We start from the raw sequence: 17642 nt of genomic DNA, 5'->3' as shown, positions 1-17642 counted from the left end.
ATATGTTAGATCCAATCGAGAGTATAAGCAGCAAGGAAAAAATAGATGTCTTGATCCCTGCAATCACAAAGGATTTAAAGACACTGCCTTATGTGATTGATGCCGTTAGAAAACAGGTTAAGCATCCTATTGGCAGCATCCTAATCGTAGCACCGAAGCAGAATAAGATTCGGGAACTGTGCAGACGAAAAGGATGCAGATTTATCGATGAAAACACAGTTCTTCCCATTACGAAGAAGAACATTCACTATCGTTCTAAGAAATGGGAACGGTCAGGGTGGCTTTTCCAGCAATTGTTGAAAATGAGCGGCGATACCTTATGTACCTCAAAATATTTTTTAGTTATTGATGCCGATACGGTGTTAATTCGACCGCATGTTTTCAGAACAGGTAATAAGACATTATTTTATTGCAGAAAATGGAGTCAGCCTGAATATTTTAAAACCTATAGAAAGCTATTAGGGAAAAAAGCTGCGGCACCCATGTCCTTTGTTACCCACTATATGCTGTTTGAGAGGTCGAAGCTGCAGCAATTGAAGAGGGCAATTGCATCAAAACATCACACGAGATGGTATTCGGCGATAATAAGGAAGATGGACAAGTCGAAGCAATTTGCTTTCTCAGAATTTGAAACCTATGGAAACTTCCTCTATTCTAAAAATCCAAGCGGACTAGTTCTCAAGAGTGCGCTAAACAAGAGCATAGGTACGAACATTGCGCAAATCACACAAAAACAAATTAAGACGCAATCACGTCGATATCGATCATTCTCTTTTCATATGCGTAAAGATTATGTAAGAAAGGCCAAGATGCGATAATGACTCCAAATCAAATCGTTTGGAGAGGGCCTGTGGGCAGAGCTTCCGGTCTTGGAATCGCGAGCAGAGAATATGTTCGAGCGTTAAAATTGCAAGGGGTTAAGGTCAAAGTTGAAGCATCGAGGACACGGTCACCCAAAAAGTCAAAAAGACAAAGGGTCTTAATTTATCATTACTCGCCTGATACGATTAACATGAGGAAGGAGAGAAAGCATTTTAACGTTATTATCATGAATACCGTCTGGGAGACGACACGAATCCCTAATCGATGGCGGAGACCTCTCAATCGAGCTGATGCCGTATGCGTCCCTTCTTACCAAAACAAGCGGGCCATGAGAGACAGTGGAGTGAAAGTTCCTATTTTTATTGTTCCTCATGGAGTCAACGCCCGAACTTTTACCCCAAACAATAAGAAACTGCCCATAAAAAAAGCAGATAGCAAATTTACTTTTATTTCTGTATTCGGCTTTCAGCACCGTAAAAACCCCGAAGCTTTATTAAAGGCTTATTGGGAAGAGTTTTCTTCCTCAGACAAAGTGCTTCTGATCATCAAAACGAACGGATATGCAAAGTTTGAAAACGAAAAATGGATCCGCAGCCAAATCCAAACCTACAAAAAAAGACTCGGAATTCGTAAGAGAACAGCACCGATCATCATTATGGCAAGGCATCTAAATCCCAAGAAGTTGAGAGGAATGTATACCCGCGGACATGCATTTGTTCTACCTACTAGGGGTGAAGGAGTCGGCTTGCCGTTCTTAGAATCATTGGCCAGCGGCATTCCCGTAATCGCAACCGGTTGGGGCGGACACATGGATTTCTTAACAAGTGAAAATTCATTCTTAATTAACTATAAATTACGATCCCCTGTCACCAGTATGAATCGAAAATCCTCGATATCACGTCAATTTCGCCATTTGTTTGCGGAAAAAGGGCAACGTTGGGCAGAAGCGGATATTGGAAATTTAAAGAGACAGATGAGAACGGCGTATGAAAACCCTCATCTATGCAAGAAGAAAGGGGAGCGAGGAAGACGTGATGCGCTTAACCTGTCCTGGAACCGTGCGGGCCGTACAATGAAAAGCGTGATAGAAAAGGTAAGTCGGACTAAAAGATAATCGATTACTCCATTCTTTAGAAGGGGGAAATGTAATTGCGAATTGTGCTATTAAGTGGCGGTTCCGGAAAAAGACTGTGGCCGTTATCGAACGAGATCCGGTCGAAAATATTTTTAAAGCTCCTGCCTTCGGAAGATGGCGGCAAGGAATCCATGATTCAGAGGGTATGCAGACAATTGGATGAAGCAGGATTGCTTCCATTCACCTCGATTGTTGCACAAAAAAGCCAAGCGGAAATTGTACGAAATCATGTGGGGGACAAAATTCCATTTATTGCTGAACCTCATAGAAGGGGAACCTATACAGCAGTTGCTTTAGCTTCAAGTTATTTGCATACCAAGCTGCTGGCAGCCCCAAATGAAACGGTATGCGTGATTCCTGCCGATCTCTTCGTTGAGCCCGAGTTTTTCAATTTGCTTCGTAAATTTCCCGGCGTTCTTGCTCAGTCAGGTTCGGAGCTGGCCCTTCTTGGAACGGCTCCCAAGCATGCCTCCAGCCAATTTGGCTATATTGTACCGCAGCATTCGAGCGATAATTTATCGAAGGATTATTTTTCGGTTACTCAATTCGTTGAAAAGCCTGATGTAGAGAAAGCACTCCTTTTGATAGGCAAAAATGCCATGTGGAACTGCGGTGTGTTTGCTTTTCCGTTATCTTTCATGCTTTCTAGTTTGAAAAGTAAAGGTCTGCCCTCAGCATATGAAGATCTAATTGACTGCTACGAGCATCTTCCCGAAGCTAGCTTTGATGTAGAGGTTGTGGAGAAAACAAGGCCTTCGGTGGTCATTCCATACGACAATGCTTGGAAGGATCTAGGCGACTGGAGCGTGCTTCCGGACTTTTTTGAAAATAGCGTCATCGGACTAGGAGAGATTTCAAGCGATTCCATTCATACGCATTTAGTCAATGAGCTTGCTTGCCCGATTCACGTTATTGGGGTTTCGAATCTTATCGTAGCTGCTAGCGCAGATGGTATTCTTGTTGCTAATAAAGACAAATCCAATCAAATTAAAAGTATACGAAACAGCCTACAAGAGCCCATGCAGGGGGAAAAAAGATGGGGAACTTATCGAATATTTGATTATTCGAAGGCGGAAATACAACCGGATACCTTAACGAAGAAAGTAGAATTGATACCGGGGAAAAATACAAGCTATCATTTTCATCAGAAGAGAAAAGAAATCTGGATCATCATTTCCGGGACCGGAGAGTTCATTATGGAAGCAGTGAATGTTCAGATTCAAACGGGTGACGTTCTGCAAATTCCTGCTGGAGCCAAGCATGCCATCAAGGCGATTACGCCGATCGAATATATTGAAGTCCAGATAGGGACCGATCTGCTTGAAGAAGACATCGTACGTATAGCCATAACCTGGGAGGAAATAAGTAAGCTTTGCAAGGGGGATCAGAGTTAAGGATTCCATTAAATAGCACATGGTTATAAAAATATTGAAGCATCGAGAACAGCCCACTGTCCTCGATGCTTTCTTTGTGAGTGATACGGGTAACCGTATCGCAAATAACGGTGTCTCTGCGTAAATAAACTGACGTGGTAAGAGGTTTTCTGCCGTTGTCTTCGGCGATTGTCGAACCAAATTCCATCAGGTAACTGGAAAAATCGCCGTTGGAATGATACGCTGAACCGTACCATAAGTAATGGCAAGTTTTTTTGGAATTACCTGCGGGGCATGGATTTGTATATACGTTTGTAAGTTTCGGGCTATGGTGACACTACGATTTCGTCTGCTATGGTGCCTTATATCGGTAAAAGCAAAGGCACCTAACTCATTATGAATCAGGTGCCTTTGTATTTAACGCATATTCGTATTACTTAGCGCGGAAATTACTAGGGATAATTTTGGTAGGTACAGATAAATCTCCATAATTAGATTGATAGAAGGAGCGTCCGGTGATCCATATGCTTTGGTCCTTCTTGAGGATGACGGTAGCAACTTGGTGGCTGACAATATCCTTCACAGCATCCATGATTTTCACAGGAGCGTAGACAGACTTAAATGTACTGTTTCCGATGTTCCCGTATGAATTCGATCCCCAAGCCCATAAGCTGCCGTCTACTTTTATTGCCATTTGATAACTACCGTTGTATGAGGAGATTTTTGCGACATTATCCATAATTTTTTTAGGCGTCAGAGAGTTCTCCTTTGTTCCTTGACCCAGCCTGCCATCTAAATTATCTCCCCACGACCACAAGCTGCCATCTTTTTTTAAAGCTACTGCATAATGATATTTGGTGCTGACTGTTTTTACATTGTCCATGATTTTTATAGGCGATAATATATCATTTTTGGTTCCATCCCCAATTTTGCCCGTGTAGTTATCCCCCCAAGCCCATAAACTGCCGTCCTTTTTTATAGCCATTGTACGGGCATCATCTGAAGATACATATATGGCATTTTCGAGTACTTTCTTTGGTTCGAGGCGATCCTTCTGAGTGCCATCACCTAGGTAGCCATATTTGTTTTTCCCCCAAGTCCAAACACTGTTATCTTCTTTTACAATGACCGTAAACTTCGATCCAATCGCTGGAATGTCTTTTACATTATCCATAATTTTCTTAGGGGTCTTAATTTCTTGAGTAGTACCATCCCCAAGTTCCCCATTTTTGTTTTTACCCCATCCCCACAAACTGCCATCCCTTTTGATGACCAGCATATTACCATACGAATAAGCTACCTTCGCCACATTGTCCATGATCTTCGTTGGAGTCCAAATACTTGCATTCTCATCGTCATTCCATTCCCACAATGAGCCGTCATTTTTGATAACCCAAAATTCATGATCAAACCCAAGAGTGTAAACTTTTTCCACGTCATCCATCAGTTTTCCTGGTGTATCTGAGAAGGAGCTTGCACCTTGACCGAGATTATTTCCCATCGCCCACAAGCTGTTATCTGTGTAAAGCATAAGAACAAAGTCTGTTTGTGAATATATATTTTTTATTTTTGTCCCTTGCATTGCTTCTTGGCTGGTAATGTTTACCGACTTAATTTTTCCATCAAATTCTACTTTTGCACCCAGAGATTCACTAACAAAACGAAGAGGAACCATCGTTGCTCCATTAATCAATTGTGCTTTAGTGGATAATGCTACAGATTTCCCGTTAACAGTAGCGGTTGTGCTGCCAATAACTAAATTCACCGTAATAGTGCCCTTGGTCCCTTTTGCCGTTTGTGTTTTTGCATTCCATTCTACTTTCGCACCTAGATCTTCGAATATACCTCTAAGCGGTACTAATGTAGCGCCGTCTTTAACTACAGCAGATTGCGGGGAAATCTGCAACTCTCCATCGATTACGACATCCACTTTCTGCAGTGGAGCAGCAGCGGAATAACCTGAAGGGATAACTAAACATAAAAACAACACTATAAATAGGGTTTTTAATAATTTTTTTTGCATGATCCGATAACTCCCTTTCTCATTGTTGTTAGTTTTGTGCCGGAGTGTCTAGGTACATAGTAGTTTATCGGAAAATCATAAAAATTTATTAATTATTAAGGGGTGGCGAGGGATTATAGAAGGAGGTGGGGATGTGATTTGATTACATTGCGTCCAAAGTGTTTGGAGCCTTATGTCGAAGAACACTGGTGGGAAACCCGGAGAATCGTATGTGGAGGCTGTTCCATTTCTTGAATAAGTCGGGTGCCTTTCGGTTTCGCTCTATATGTGTTACGGAGAACCGTATCATAAGTAACGACGAAATTGTAAAACAACAAGGAATTTTCCTGACTCATACAGAAACAACTATAGTAGGAAAATTGTTATAGAAAGAGAGGAAGTCGTAATGATAAGACATCCAAACCTAATGCGTTTGAAAATATTCTCGATGCAAAGTTTTAATATTCGTTCCATGCAAAGTCTACGTGACAAACGAAAGCGGTTATTTGCATGGAGCAGTATTACCTAACCGCTAACCGCACAAGTTCCATGAAGTTAGTAGGTTTGTCATGCGCGTTCGATTCTCGGAAACCACGGGATGAACCGATTGGTTTCCTTTTTATATTGCTGGTAAGCCGGATTATTCGCGTAACGCCGATCGAGGAACGGTACCCCGGAAACTTTGATCAGCAGAAGGTTAATCAACAGGGAACTGATTAACGCGCCCCAACCGCCGAGCATAGGAAGGACGATCAGCGCGATTCCCCACCACATGACGGCTTCGCCAAAGTAATTGGGATGACGGGTATAGCGCTATAACCCGGTCGTTAGCACTTCTTCTTTATCCCGACGGTTCCTCTTAAATTGTCGAAGCTGCCAATCTCCAATTGCTTGGAAGCCAAACCCGATAATCCATACAGCCAAACCTAGATAAGCGGCAAGATCGAAGGCGCCGCTCTGCTCCGAGTTAACGCGAATGATCGGGTATGCGAGCAGTAGCATGATTAAGCCTTGCATCATGAATACGCGGAAAAAAGCGATCAGCGTTGCGTGGCTCCCCCAATGCTTACGAAAGTCGGCAGGCAACGGGGAATACGTTGTGATGGCGTTCAACTCTTTTTCCCTCGCGATAATTTCATTGGCTCCGCCCAGAATCATTCGGTAAACATTCGATAATTTAACGATTGCAAGTCTTTACCTCCTCTAGAGGGCTCGGAGGAAGGCTGGGTTTTCCGAATAAGTAGCCTTGGAATAGTCGATACCCCCGGTGTTTTAACCATTCGAAGTCTTCTCTGCATTCTATACCTTCCGCTAGCGGTTCCGACCCGATGCGTAAAGCCGTTTCGAGAAAAAGTTCCGCTGTCCGCTGCTTAGTCGAGTCTCGCGAGACTCCATGAACGTGCGCACGGTCCAATTTCATATAATGAGGCTTAAGCTCCGTTAGCATTGCCGCCGTGCTGAAGCCTTCGCCGACATCGTCGAGCGCGTATTGAAACCCCTTCTCTTTGTAAAACGCCAATATACGCTTCAAATGCGCCAAGTCCTCCGTCTTCTCGGTTTCGACGACTTCGAAAACGAACAGCGAGGGGTCTGCGTTCAATTTTTCAGCTAATTCGATCGTGGACTTTAAGCAGTATTCAGGAGAATAAATGGACGTCGGTATAAAATTAATAAACGTCTTGGCGCGAAGGGGCGCTGCTTCTTCCACCGCTTTCATCCTGCATAGCCGATCCAGCGCATAAAGGCGGCCTCGCGTCTTTGCGGCCGAGAAAACCTGGTTCGGATACAGCATGGAGCCGTCTTGGTCCGTGAACCTCGCCAATGCTTCGTAGGCATAAATCCGTTCATCGATGTCCACAATAGGTTGAAAATACATGCATATTCGACGCTCGGCGATTAATTTATCGATCCAATTTGTTTCAAGAACCGCGGAGAGCTCCGACATCCCCCTCCAGTCCTCTCCCGGCAGCCTAAACCGCATCCTCTCTCCATCCATATGATCGTCGCAAAAGTCCGCAAACTCGCGAGCGCCGGATTCTTTAATCGTTAAAACGTCTTCGTCCGCGTGATGCACGGCGTTTCTGATTCGCATAAGTCTAGACGCATCACGCAACAAATGCAGGTTAAGGGGCCCTTCGGCCTTAATATCGAATAGCAATTCATTTAGCCCGCAGCCCTGACAACTCAATGGCTTTCCCTCCCGCTGTGATCGGATTCGTCGTTTAATTCATGATCAGCCTGATTTCGTTCGCCTTTCCGTCGAGCTTATGGGCGGTTTCCCCGATACCCTGGAATTCTTCGACGGCTTGCTGAAGCCCGTTCTGGCTTTCGGTGGCAAGTGTTCGGGTACGTTTTGTGCTTTTCACGACTTCCCGTACTCGGGCTTGAATTCCTTCGACGAATCCGCTGACATCCTTAGTCGCTTGCTCGACTTGGGCGGCCAGCTTGCGAACCTCGCTGGCGACTACCGCGAAACCGCGCCCGTGCTCCTTGGCATGGGCAGCCTCGATCGCCGCATTAAGAGCAAGAAGGTTCGTTTGCGCGGCAACGTCTTTAATCGACCGTACGATTCCGCGAATGGAATCGGACTGGCTTTCCAGCTGATGCAGCACGGCCATATTGTCTTCGGAGCCCGATACGACGTTGCCGACCGCTTCCTCGATCTGCTTGCTACAAGCCATGCCTCCTCGAGCCCGGCCGAGCAGCTCTTCGGACATCTGCAAGAGGTCCTCCGTCAATCGGGCAGCCGCCTGTTCCCGCTCGTCGATGTTCGTCGCGATCTTCAGTACGCCGGAAGGTGTACCCTCTTCGTCGAGGATCGGCATATAAGTCGCTTCAAGCCAGACGAGACGGCCGTCTTTTCTCACTCTTTGGATTTTGTCCTGGAACGACTTTCCTTGCCGTAAACCTTCCCACAGCTTGAAGTATTGGGGGCTGTTTTGAAATTCCGGAGTACAGAACGACGCATGTCGCATTCCGATCATTTCCGACGGTTGATAGCCCATGGACCGCGCGAAGTTATCGTTGACATAAAGCACGCGGCTCTCCATGTCGAATTCGATCATGGCAAGGGAGCTTTCAATCGCCGTCATCAGTGCAAAAAGCTTCTTATCGCCATGTCTCTCTATTGAAGCCGTCTCCTGTTCTCTAATCATTGGAATGTGCTCCTCAATTGTGTATAGATTATTTTGTATAGATTATTGACTATAATTGTACAAAATCTATACATAAACGGCAAGGAATTTGTAAAGATTATTTAAAAGTGAACAATTTTTAGGCAAGGCTCTCCTTATTTTGTATCGATTATGTATAATTACATAGAGGAGGGAACGTATCATGTATAGTATGAAGAGGGCATCCGAGCTGCTGGATATCCCGGTTGTAACGATCCGGGCTTGGGAGAACCGATACGGGGTCATCGCCCCGAGACGTAGCGGAGGCGGACACCGCCAATTAAGCGAAGAGGATCTATCTAGGCTTCGCTTCCTTAAAAACCAAATCGAACAAAACGGCTTGAAGATCAGCGAAGCTGTGCGACTGCTGCGGCAAAGCGATTCCGTCCCTCCGGAACAGGCCGCAGAACAGGCTGCAGAACAGACGACAAGCAGCTTGACATTCGACGGTTTGGTCGACAAGCTATACATGGATTTGATCCATTTCAATTCCGTCCAGGCGGACAAGACGATTGATCTGGTTTTTGCCTTATACGACTTCGAAGAGGCGTTTCGACGTATCATCGTCCCCGTTCTTTATAGGGCTGGAGCGGAGTGGGAGGCCGGCAAAATCGTCGTAGCTCAGGAGCATTTCGCTACGGAAACGATTTTGCGCAGACTATCTGCCTTGTTTCGGGTCTTTCCCGTGAATCCCAGTCTGCCCGTCGTATTGGCTTTTTGCCCCGAGGGAGAACGCCACCATCTCGGACTCATGTCGTTCAGCCTCTTCTTGCGGAAACGCGGAGCCGCCGTTTTGTATTTGGGACCCGATACTCCTTTGAAGGATCTGGACGGGATTATCGCAAATCATTCTGTTTCTTTCATCGCGGCTTCCGTTACGGACCGCTGTTATGTGGACAAGCTCATGGAGTGGATTGAAGCAGCCGCGCGGAATCATCCCCAATTGCGGTTCCTCCTTGGAGGGGCGGCCTTCGACCGAGCGGAATGGCGTCCTGTTAAGGCTAACGTACGCTACCTGTCTGCCGAACAATGGGAAGATTGGCACAATGCTTAAGAAAAGCTGGGTCAGTAAGGGGACATGTATCAGCGGAGGGAAATGACCTTAATAACAGAAAGGCACCCAATTGGTGCCTTTGATTTCGCTGTATAGATGATACGGGGAACCGTATCATAAATAGGGCGAAAATGGATCGGTCGAAGATCACAAATTAAAGAACGGAAAGCCTTTTAATTTCATATAAACGTATTGATATGGAGTGATGCGGTTATGCCAAAAGTCTCTGATGAACATAAGGAGCAACGGATTGAACAAATTCTGATATCAGCGTCAGAGGTGTTCAAACGCAAAGGGTATGAACAAGCGACGCTGAAGGATATTGTTGAGGAAGCAGGGATGAGTCGGGGTTGGATTTATTTATATTTCAAGGATAAAATGACCATCTTTTTTGCTTTAATCGATTATGTAGATTTTCAGCTTAAGAAGCAAATGTCGACGCTGCTAAAAGAGAATCATGAATCCGCACAAGGTGTACTAACAAGTTATTTGCAAGAGACAAGTCAATCGATTGATAGTCTTGTAGATAGCATTGTGCCTGCAATCTATGAGTTTTGTACGGCAGGGTGGAGAGAGCAGAGAGTACGGGATTTTTTTGTAAATCGGCACATCCGTGTGTCTGCAATATTTATTGATGTGATTCGTAGGGGTGTAGAAAAAGGGGAATTCAAACCAACTCAATCAGTGGATGAAATCGTGAAATATATGATGTCTTGTCTAGACGGTATTATGCTGCATAGTTTGGCGTTTGGTTCACAGCAAACGGATGCGGTACAGCAAATTCATCAATTGACAATTCAATTGATGGTCTTGCTTGGAGTAAATCCAGAGAAATAATGGGAAAGTATATTGAAAATGAACCGCGTGTCATTTATAATAAATGACATGCGGTTCATTTATTTTTTCAGGAGTTTCAAATAAAGTCGTTGTTCTTGAGAAAATGAAGGAGCGATACCAGAAGTATGCGGACAATGGGCCTGGAGGGGAGAAGGCGATGGTAGATTTCAACGATTGTCATTCCTGAAGCTGATATTGGGCAACAAACCACAAATGAAGGAGACAAGATCAATGAGCACGACAGTCCAGAATCAAGATTCAAATTTTGAAAGCTTCAATCGTGCAACGAGAAGATCGCTCCTTTATTTACCGATGTATATTCTGGTTCCTCTCATTTTTTGGTTCGGTTTTTGGGCATCAGGCTATGAGATGGAATGGATGGCATTCGGACTAGGGGCGCTCGGATGGCTCATTGCCCTGATGTTGCGGGGACCGCTGAGCGCACTTGTTATGAAAATGCCTCAGGAGAGAGCAAAAAACATCGTCGTTGCAAGCTCAGGAGTACTGGAGGAAAGCACTAGGCTTGTCCTATTGGCGGTCACATCCGCAACATCATCCTGGGCGATCTCGATTGGACAAGGTTGGGCGGCTATAGAAGTGATATTCGTAATGGTGAATATCGTTATCATCGCAACACTTGCGAATCGGACTGATGAGAAGGCGTTACAGGCAAAGCAGCTTCTTGAAGCGCAGGGTACGATTCAAGCTAGTCCTTTGTGGGGGATTCTAGAGCGAATATGGGCATCCGCTTTCCATATTGGATGTACGTTGATTGTCGCCTTCTATCCCTGGTCGGTTGTGCTGCTGATTCCGCTGCATAGCTCAGTAAATATAATTATAGTAAAATTGGTTGCTCGCTCGGTCAGAAATTCTAGCTTGTTCATTGCAACAATCGGCATCACGACATTAATCGTAGGAATTCTGCTCATCTAACTACATTTTAAATTGGAGGAATCGTCATGCAATTACAAGATCTTAATCTAGCTGTTATTCTGCCTATCGTAGTTATTCAACTTATTCTAATGATTATTGCGCTTGTGGATTTGGTTAGAAGGGAATCGACAAGAGGACCAAAGCTATTATGGGTTTTTGTTATTTTCATAGGTAATATACTCGGATCGATTGTCTACTTTACAGTTGGAAGGAAGAGCGAAGCGTGAGTCTGCTTGAGGTCGGCGAATTAGTCAAACGTTTTGGAACGAGCACTGCAGTAGATGGATTATCATTCAGCATCTCTCAGGGTCGTTGTATGGCTCTTCTAGGTCCTAATGGAGCGGGTAAGACGACGACATTAAAGATGCTTTCTGGGCTGCTGGAGCCTTCTTCCGGAACGATTCAGTTTATTGATGAAGCTCGGATAGATATACGGGAGTCGATAGGCTATTTGCCGCAATACCCTTCCTTCTTTAATTGGATGAGTGGCAAAGAATTTCTGGAATTTACAGCTAGGCTTGCGCGAATGTCCTCTAAAGAAGCTGCAAGCCGGGCGGATGAACTGCTGAAGCGCGTAGGTCTGAGGGCTGCGGCGAAGCGTAAGATCGGCGGATATTCCGGAGGGATGAAGCAGCGGCTCGGATTGGCACAAGCGATCATTCATCGTCCTAAGCTGCTTATTCTTGATGAGCCGGTGTCTGCGCTTGATCCGCAGGGACGTCGGGAAGTCATGGAGCTTCTGAGAGAAATGAAGCGGGAAACGACGGTTCTCTTCTCTACTCATGTCCTGCATGATGCGGAGGAAATAAGTGACGATGTCATCATTATGGATAAAGGACATATTGTCGTGGAGGGCAATCTACAGGAATTAATTCGTAATCATCAGAAACCCCAGATCCGGATTAAGGTCGGCGGTGCCCATCTCGAGTGGGTTCAAAGCTTGCGAAATCGACCGTTTGTACGGACATTCGAATCCACGCGGGATGGATTCACCTTGCAGGTAACCAGTGTTCCCGAGGCGAGACAAGCTCTATATCGGGAGATCGCCGATTTAACAATTGAAGTTGAAAGCTTCGAGATTGGCCAAAGTTCATTGGAAGATTTGTTTATGAAGGCGGTGCAAGCATGAGGTTGTGGATGCTTCTGTTTCGCAAAGAAATGCTGGAAAGTACACGCAATTATAAATGGTTATGGATTCCGCTTGTATTTCTGTTTCTTGGGATATCGACCCCTATTTCCACTTATTATATGCCTCAACTATTGGAAGCCGGAGGTGTTGCGGCTGAGGCAGCAAAGCTAATCCCCGTTCCGACATCTGAAGAAATTATGGTGAAGTCCTTGTCTCAATATGGGACGCTTGGCTTACTCGTGCTCGCTCTTTCCTTCATGGGGATCGTTGCTGCAGAACGGCAGTCCGGTTCGGCCATCATGGTGCTGGTTAAGCCGGTGTCGCACACGAGCTATATTCTGGCGAAGTGGTCTGGGATGACTGTCATTACACTAGCGGCTGTTGGGCTTGGGCAGTTCGGAAACTGGTATTATACTAGTGTTCTTTTCAATAGTATCCCGTTTCAATTGATATGGACCAGCTATTTGGTTTACGCTTTATGGCTAATTTTCATCAATACGATAACCCTTCTTCTTAGCTGTATACTGAAATCGACGGGAGGAATAGCCTTTATTTCATTAGCGTTAGCCGCCGTTCTTGCTATTCTCACTCAGGTGCTTGGTGATACGATGAAGTGGAGTCCGAGCCGATTGACAGGCGAAGCGGGGCAAATCCTGCTGAAAGGTCAAGGAGGGGAGAATATGTGGTTAGCGATAGTTCTATCCATCGTGTTTATTGCCGTACTATTAGCGGGTACTGTGGCCGCTTCAAGACGTATGTGGACTAAAGCATAATGAATGGCATTGACTCGTGTAATGAGACTTTACGAACAACTTACACAAATAACGGAAATAATTTCAGGAGAATAATTTGTGAAAAAAATACTAAAAAGAACTTTATATACTTTAATTATTCTACTTATCGTATCGATTGCCGCGGTATTATTGTTCGGATACTCCAATCCATCTAAACTGCCGGGGGATCTACAAAAGAAATTGGATACATTCATGGCCAAAAAGGAAAACTTCAGCGGTGTCGTTCTCGTTGCCAAAGACGGTAACATTGTAATGGAAAAAGGGAATGGAATGGCCAACAAGGGAGAAGGCCTCGCTAATCAGCCGAATACTAAATTTAGAATCGCATCCATTTCAAAAACGTTTACAGCTACAGCGATTATGCAATTGGAGGAAAAGGGACTGCTCTCCGTTCAAGATCCATTAAGCAAATATCATCCTGATCTTCCGAACAGTGAGTCCATTACGCTTCATCATCTATTGAGCCACTCCTCAGGGTATGTTGATTATTTTCAGACGAAGGAGTTCGAACTTGACCACAAGTACTCAAAGGAAGAGCTAGTCGATTTGTTTAAGGACAAACCAATAAAGTTCACGCCTGGAAAAAAGTTCAGTTATAGCAATTCCGGATTTTTCTTACTGGGGATGATTGTTGAAAAAGTATCGGGTCAGTCATACGAGGATTACGTTACTGAGAATATATTTAAGCCTGCAGGCATGGGCGACTCTTCCTTCACCGTTGAAAATCCAATCGAAGTGGCAATGGGTTATGTGAAAGGGGAGCCTGGCCCGAAAACGGACCCATCGATCGCTTTTGCCGCAGGAGATATTATATCGACCGCACAAGATATTTATTTATTCGATCAGGCTCTAAAAAGTAATAAACTGTTACAATCACAATCACAATCACAATCACAATCACAATCACAATCACAAACACAAAATAAAATGTATACCGTTTATTCCAGCAGCTTCCCTTACAAATACGGTTATGGCTGGTATGTGCTCGAAACATTCGGACACCGTAATGTCAGCCATTCGGGTGGGTATCCGAACGGCTTTCGCAATTACCTTGCCAGATACATTGACGATGACCTGACCATTCTCGTTTTGAGCAATCAAATGGAAACCAATTCGAAAGCGCTGACGAGAGAATTAGCTTCCATCGTTTTTGGAAAAGGCATATGGTTCTGGCAAAAGTTCATTTAGTAATACAAGGATTACTATTATTGATAGGGGGGGCAATTTTTATCATGAGTATTTTGTTTTCGGGGAATCAGCTCGTTAACCAATAGATTTTTTATACAGGGTATGGGATGGGTTTTGGACTTCTTTTCGGTGTTGGTTATGTGAATAGAACAATAACATTCTCAACAATTGGCTATTTGGATGCCTTTGTAAAAATCTTTGTGGGGATAGTGTTACTTTCTATAAAAAAGCCAAAAAAGAGAGTACCCTTCAAAACTTCGCCGATAGAGTGATATGGTGAACCGTATCAGAAATGACGCAAATTTTTTGGAAGAGAGAAAAGGAATTGAATTAACCTCTCCAGTCTCAAATTCCCGCCGCGGGGATTGAGTATTTTAAAATCAAAATCAGACGTTACGCGTTTTGTCGGGACGAATGGCACATTCGGTTACGGCCATGGCGTAGTTTCTGACTCCGCTCTTGGCGTTCATCAAAAAATCCATTGCAATCACGTCGTCGGTCAGCGTATGAAGCCCTGTCATGTGTTCTAGTATTGTGTTCATGTTTTATCTCCTATAGGGTCACTATAGACAGCACTCCACCGAGCTCCTGAAGCTGCTGCTGTCATAATTGCACGTCTTGCTGCAAAATTTGTATGAGCTCCGGGTCGGTTACTAGAGCTTGCATGGTTTTGGTTTTGGTTTTGGTCATGCAAACGGTCTTGAACGCAGCCATTTCATGAAACTCCAGCATCTCATGCAAGGCGTAATTGGAATTCATTTGGATTGTCCTCCCATTTATTTATCCATATTCAAGGTTTTAAGACGACTTTGGTGCAATCGTCCGTTTTCGTATCGAACACCTCATAGCCGTGCTTGGCCTCGCTGAGCGGAATGACGTGCGTAACAATGTCTCCAGGGTCCACTTTCCCCGACGTAACCAACTCGTACATATACGGTATGTAATGAATGACCGGAGCTTGTCCGGAACGGATATTCACGTTGCGCTGCATGATGTCGCCGAGCGGGAGTCCGTTATTGCCTCCGCCGTATACCCCCAGTGACCTGGATGGTCCCGCCTTTGCGGACAGCCTGAGACGCAATGATAAATGCGCTCATGGTGCTGCCTTGCAGTTTCAAACCGCTGGCTAGAAATTCGAGATCGCTCATCTTGCCGTCCATTCCTACCGCATCAATCACGACATCGGCGCAGCCTTTGGTCATTTCCTTGAGATTGTTGCCGATATTCTTATCCTGTTCGTTGGTCGTTAAAATGCCGACGTTATTCAGCGCCACAGCGCGGCGGCAGCAGGAGCGCGGCAGCGCAAGCTGGGCGACGTCTTGGAGGCATAGCACCAGATTTAGGAACGTGTCGTACTGGCTGCGTTCTTTTGTTTTGCCGCTTCCACTCGTGTCATGGTTCCGAAGTAGACCACACAGAACACTCGAGTTATCAGGAATGTGAGAAAAATCGTGGCCCATGACCAAAACCAGTTCCAACGAACATACCGAATCAGATCGGTATATTGTACGAGCAGCACCTCAACTATCGTCAGTACAGTAGTGAATAACACGTAATAGCCGAATTGAATCCAGCCACTCCGATGGCTCGGATAATACGCGTTAAACACAGCGCATGTCATCGGATAGGTCATAATTCGTAGGTGAAGCTCGTCCGGCTAACGTCGGCAAGCTCCCTTACGGGATAGGCGAAAAGTTTGAGTTCGACCACGGCATGACCGAAAATACACGTAATATACTGTTTGAACAAAAAAGCGACTATCGCCAATCGACGTTTCCTATGTATAGTGTACTTCTTTTTATTCATACTCTCGTGGGTGGTGATACTTAGGCAAAAACACAACACCGTTTACTCGTTGTCCGTCATAGACACGAACTTACGGGGTTCCCTTAAAAATATTTTATTATCCAGGCACTTGAACCACATTCAGTCATATATAGGTGATAACAGATCGAACCTGTTGAGGAGGATTTTATACAAATGATGTTACCGAGTGAAAAGTATTTCGGTAAGTTTGAAGCGGTTTTTTTATTTTACGGGGCCATGCCTACAGGCGTTACTGTTTCTGAAACTGGGCGCATTTTTATTTGCTTTCCAAGATGGGGAGACGATGTTAAATTTACGGTGGCTGAAATCGTTCGCGGTACATTACAGCCTTATCCTAGTTTAGACGCTAATTTGGTAAGCCAATCGAATATCACAACGTCCTTCATTAGTGTCCAAAGTGTCGTTGCTGATGGGAAGGGAACGCTTTGGGTACTGGATACGGGGGCTCCTAATTTCTCAGAACCCATCAAAGGGGGGCCGAAGTTAGTCGCTGTAGATTTAAATACAAATACCATAAAAAGCGTATTTACATTTACAGAGGATGTTGTCCTGCCAACCACTTATCTGAATGATGTCCGATTTGATTTTCGTGTTGGTAAAGCAGGTTATGCTTATATAACGGATTCGTCTTCCCGAGGACCGGGTGCCATTATTGTCGTTGATTTAGAAACGGGTTATGCCTGGAGACGGTTAAACGGGGCAAATGTAACTTCGCCCGATCTCTTTCTTTTACCGAAAGTCGAAGGTAAAATCCTGATGAATCGAAACAAAGATGGATCTACTTCACCCTTTAGATTGGCCTCTGATGGTATAGCGATTTCCCCGGACGGCAAGATTTTGTATTTTTGTCCTCTCTCTAGTCGACATCTGTACTCTATTTCAACGGAAGCCCTAAGAGACCTAACGATATCGGATATGAATTTACAGGATCACGTGAAGTATTGGGGAGAAAAAGGTGCTTCAGATGGAATGATCACCGGTGCAAAAGGAACCCTTTATGCTGGAGATTACGAAAACAACAGTATTCGAAAGATATTGCCGAATGGCATCATGGAAACGATCGCACATGATCCGAGAATTTTATGGCCGGATACTTTTTCGATTGGTCCAGATCAATACTTATATTTCATCGTGAACCAATTACATCGGCAGGCAAGATTTCATTATGGAAATGACCTGCGGCAGAAGCCTTATAGTTTACTCCGTATGAAAATAGACGAACCACCTGCTCCTACCTTTTAATAAATATTTCACTTTACAAAGTTGACTCTATTCGCAATCAGTGGTTGGAGTTTGTGGAGATGTTCCAAATTCGAGGAGCGGTAACTAATCCGCTCCTCGAATTTATTTTAGATATCAATCCACCATTTTAAGA

16 protein-coding genes and 4 pseudogenes are annotated in these 17642 nt (G+C 44.6%); 12 read left to right on the top strand and 8 right to left on the bottom strand.

The window, feature by feature from the left end:
• The first annotated feature begins 2 nt into the window (after positions 1-2).
• From ACN6MW_RS13755 to ACN6MW_RS13745, 3 genes are all read left to right on the top strand, one after another.
• Complete coding sequence (locus ACN6MW_RS13755; RefSeq protein WP_419875903.1) at positions 3-818, top strand: DUF6492 family protein; 816 nt, start codon at positions 3-5, stop codon at positions 816-818.
• A 347-nt stretch (positions 819-1165) separates the two neighbouring features.
• Positions 1166-1936, top strand: coding sequence for a glycosyltransferase (locus ACN6MW_RS13750; RefSeq protein ID WP_419875902.1), 771 nt, complete (start codon positions 1166-1168; stop codon positions 1934-1936).
• 44 nt (positions 1937-1980) lie between these two features.
• Complete coding sequence (locus ACN6MW_RS13745) at positions 1981-3351, top strand: sugar phosphate nucleotidyltransferase (RefSeq protein WP_419876346.1); 1371 nt, start codon at positions 1981-1983, stop codon at positions 3349-3351.
• A gap of 412 nt (positions 3352-3763) precedes the next feature.
• Here the strand turns inward: ACN6MW_RS13745 and ACN6MW_RS13740 are convergent, their stop codons facing one another.
• From ACN6MW_RS13740 to ACN6MW_RS13725, 4 genes and pseudogenes are all read right to left on the bottom strand, one after another.
• On the bottom strand, positions 3764-5353 hold the full coding sequence (locus tag ACN6MW_RS13740) for a stalk domain-containing protein (RefSeq protein ID WP_419875901.1): 1590 nt from the start codon (positions 5351-5353) through the stop codon (positions 3764-3766).
• A 546-nt stretch (positions 5354-5899) separates the two neighbouring features.
• A pseudogene (locus ACN6MW_RS13735) lies at positions 5900-6349 on the bottom strand (DUF1295 domain-containing protein).
• Between the two features lie 160 nt (positions 6350-6509).
• A complete protein-coding gene (locus tag ACN6MW_RS13730) occupies positions 6510-7520 on the bottom strand; it encodes an EAL domain-containing protein (protein ID WP_419875900.1) in 1011 nt (336 codons plus the stop codon).
• A gap of 34 nt (positions 7521-7554) precedes the next feature.
• The gene (locus tag ACN6MW_RS13725) at positions 7555-8487 is read right to left on the bottom strand and encodes a methyl-accepting chemotaxis protein (RefSeq protein ID WP_419875899.1); all 933 of its coding nucleotides are present in this window, start codon (positions 8485-8487) and stop codon (positions 7555-7557) included.
• Positions 8488-8668: 181 nt separating this feature from the next.
• Here ACN6MW_RS13725 and ACN6MW_RS13720 point away from each other — a divergent pair, with 181 nt between their 5' ends.
• The 8 genes from ACN6MW_RS13720 (at position 8669) to ACN6MW_RS13685 (ending at position 14712) form a co-directional block, all read left to right on the top strand.
• A complete protein-coding gene (locus ACN6MW_RS13720) occupies positions 8669-9559 on the top strand; it encodes a MerR family transcriptional regulator (RefSeq protein ID WP_419875898.1) in 891 nt (296 codons plus the stop codon).
• A 213-nt stretch (positions 9560-9772) separates the two neighbouring features.
• On the top strand, positions 9773-10396 hold the full coding sequence (locus ACN6MW_RS13715) for a TetR family transcriptional regulator (RefSeq protein WP_419875897.1): 624 nt from the start codon (positions 9773-9775) through the stop codon (positions 10394-10396).
• A gap of 231 nt (positions 10397-10627) precedes the next feature.
• Entirely contained in the window at positions 10628-11329 is a 702-nt protein-coding gene (locus tag ACN6MW_RS13710) for a YhfC family glutamic-type intramembrane protease (RefSeq protein ID WP_419875896.1), read from the top strand.
• Between the two features lie 26 nt (positions 11330-11355).
• A complete protein-coding gene (locus ACN6MW_RS13705; RefSeq protein WP_419875895.1) occupies positions 11356-11556 on the top strand; it encodes a PLD nuclease N-terminal domain-containing protein in 201 nt (66 codons plus the stop codon).
• Positions 11553-12458: an ATP-binding cassette domain-containing protein gene (locus tag ACN6MW_RS13700; RefSeq protein ID WP_419875894.1), complete on the top strand. Its 906-nt coding sequence runs from the start codon at positions 11553-11555 to the stop codon at positions 12456-12458. The genes ACN6MW_RS13705 and ACN6MW_RS13700 overlap by 4 nt, the downstream gene beginning before the upstream one ends.
• The gene (locus tag ACN6MW_RS13695; RefSeq protein WP_419875893.1) at positions 12455-13231 is read left to right on the top strand and encodes an ABC transporter permease; all 777 of its coding nucleotides are present in this window, start codon (positions 12455-12457) and stop codon (positions 13229-13231) included. The genes ACN6MW_RS13700 and ACN6MW_RS13695 overlap by 4 nt, the downstream gene beginning before the upstream one ends.
• 78 nt (positions 13232-13309) lie before the next feature.
• Positions 13310-14440, top strand: coding sequence for a serine hydrolase domain-containing protein (locus ACN6MW_RS13690; protein ID WP_419875892.1), 1131 nt, complete (start codon positions 13310-13312; stop codon positions 14438-14440).
• Positions 14441-14547: 107 nt separating this feature from the next.
• Positions 14548-14712, top strand: coding sequence for a DUF6609 family protein (locus tag ACN6MW_RS13685; protein ID WP_419875891.1), 165 nt, complete (start codon positions 14548-14550; stop codon positions 14710-14712).
• 150 nt (positions 14713-14862) lie between these two features.
• On the opposite strand, the pseudogene ACN6MW_RS13680 reads toward ACN6MW_RS13685, so the two are convergent.
• The 4 genes and pseudogenes from ACN6MW_RS13680 to ACN6MW_RS13665 all read right to left on the bottom strand — a co-directional run.
• Positions 14863-14982 (bottom strand): annotated as a pseudogene (locus ACN6MW_RS13680) (spore coat protein); the annotation flags it as partial.
• Positions 14983-15043: 61 nt separating this feature from the next.
• A complete protein-coding gene (locus ACN6MW_RS13675) occupies positions 15044-15199 on the bottom strand; it encodes a hypothetical protein (protein WP_419875890.1) in 156 nt (51 codons plus the stop codon).
• Between the two features lie 31 nt (positions 15200-15230).
• A pseudogene (locus ACN6MW_RS13670) lies at positions 15231-15678 on the bottom strand (glutathione-dependent formaldehyde dehydrogenase); the annotation flags it as partial.
• Positions 15679-15779: 101 nt separating this feature from the next.
• A pseudogene (locus tag ACN6MW_RS13665) lies at positions 15780-16246 on the bottom strand (CBO0543 family protein).
• A 168-nt stretch (positions 16247-16414) separates the two neighbouring features.
• On the opposite strand from ACN6MW_RS13665, the gene ACN6MW_RS13660 reads away from it, so the two are divergent.
• Positions 16415-17509 (top strand): L-dopachrome tautomerase-related protein, encoded by a 1095-nt coding sequence (locus ACN6MW_RS13660; protein ID WP_419876345.1) that lies wholly within the window; start codon positions 16415-16417, stop codon positions 17507-17509.
• Positions 17510-17642: the final 133 nt, after the last annotated feature.

Origin of the sequence: Pristimantibacillus sp. PTI5 (genome assembly GCF_048572955.1) — a bacterium.
GTDB lineage: Bacteria > Bacillota > Bacilli > Paenibacillales > Paenibacillaceae > Pristimantibacillus.
The sequence above is the reverse complement of the archived record's forward strand: the minus strand, read 5'-3'. Positions and strand labels throughout refer to the sequence as shown.

Bases quoted from the DNA above. Each gene is read 5' to 3' on its own strand.
- ACN6MW_RS13755 (WP_419875903.1), top strand. From the start codon at position 3: ATGTTAGATCCAATCGAGAGTATAAGCAGCAAGGAAAAAATAGATGTC.
- ACN6MW_RS13740 (WP_419875901.1), bottom strand. From the start codon at position 5,353: ATGCAAAAAAAATTATTAAAAACCCTATTTATAGTGTTGTTTTTATGT.
- ACN6MW_RS13725 (WP_419875899.1), bottom strand. From the start codon at position 8,487: ATGATTAGAGAACAGGAGACGGCTTCAATAGAGAGACATGGCGATAAG.
- ACN6MW_RS13720 (WP_419875898.1), top strand. From the start codon at position 8,669: ATGTATAGTATGAAGAGGGCATCCGAGCTGCTGGATATCCCGGTTGTA.
- ACN6MW_RS13715 (WP_419875897.1), top strand. From the start codon at position 9,773: ATGCCAAAAGTCTCTGATGAACATAAGGAGCAACGGATTGAACAAATT.
- ACN6MW_RS13710 (WP_419875896.1), top strand. From the start codon at position 10,628: ATGAGCACGACAGTCCAGAATCAAGATTCAAATTTTGAAAGCTTCAAT.
- ACN6MW_RS13705 (WP_419875895.1), top strand. From the start codon at position 11,356: ATGCAATTACAAGATCTTAATCTAGCTGTTATTCTGCCTATCGTAGTT.
- ACN6MW_RS13695 (WP_419875893.1), top strand. From the start codon at position 12,455: ATGAGGTTGTGGATGCTTCTGTTTCGCAAAGAAATGCTGGAAAGTACA.
- ACN6MW_RS13685 (WP_419875891.1), top strand. From the start codon at position 14,548: ATGGGTTTTGGACTTCTTTTCGGTGTTGGTTATGTGAATAGAACAATA.
- ACN6MW_RS13675 (WP_419875890.1), bottom strand. From the start codon at position 15,199: ATGAATTCCAATTACGCCTTGCATGAGATGCTGGAGTTTCATGAAATG.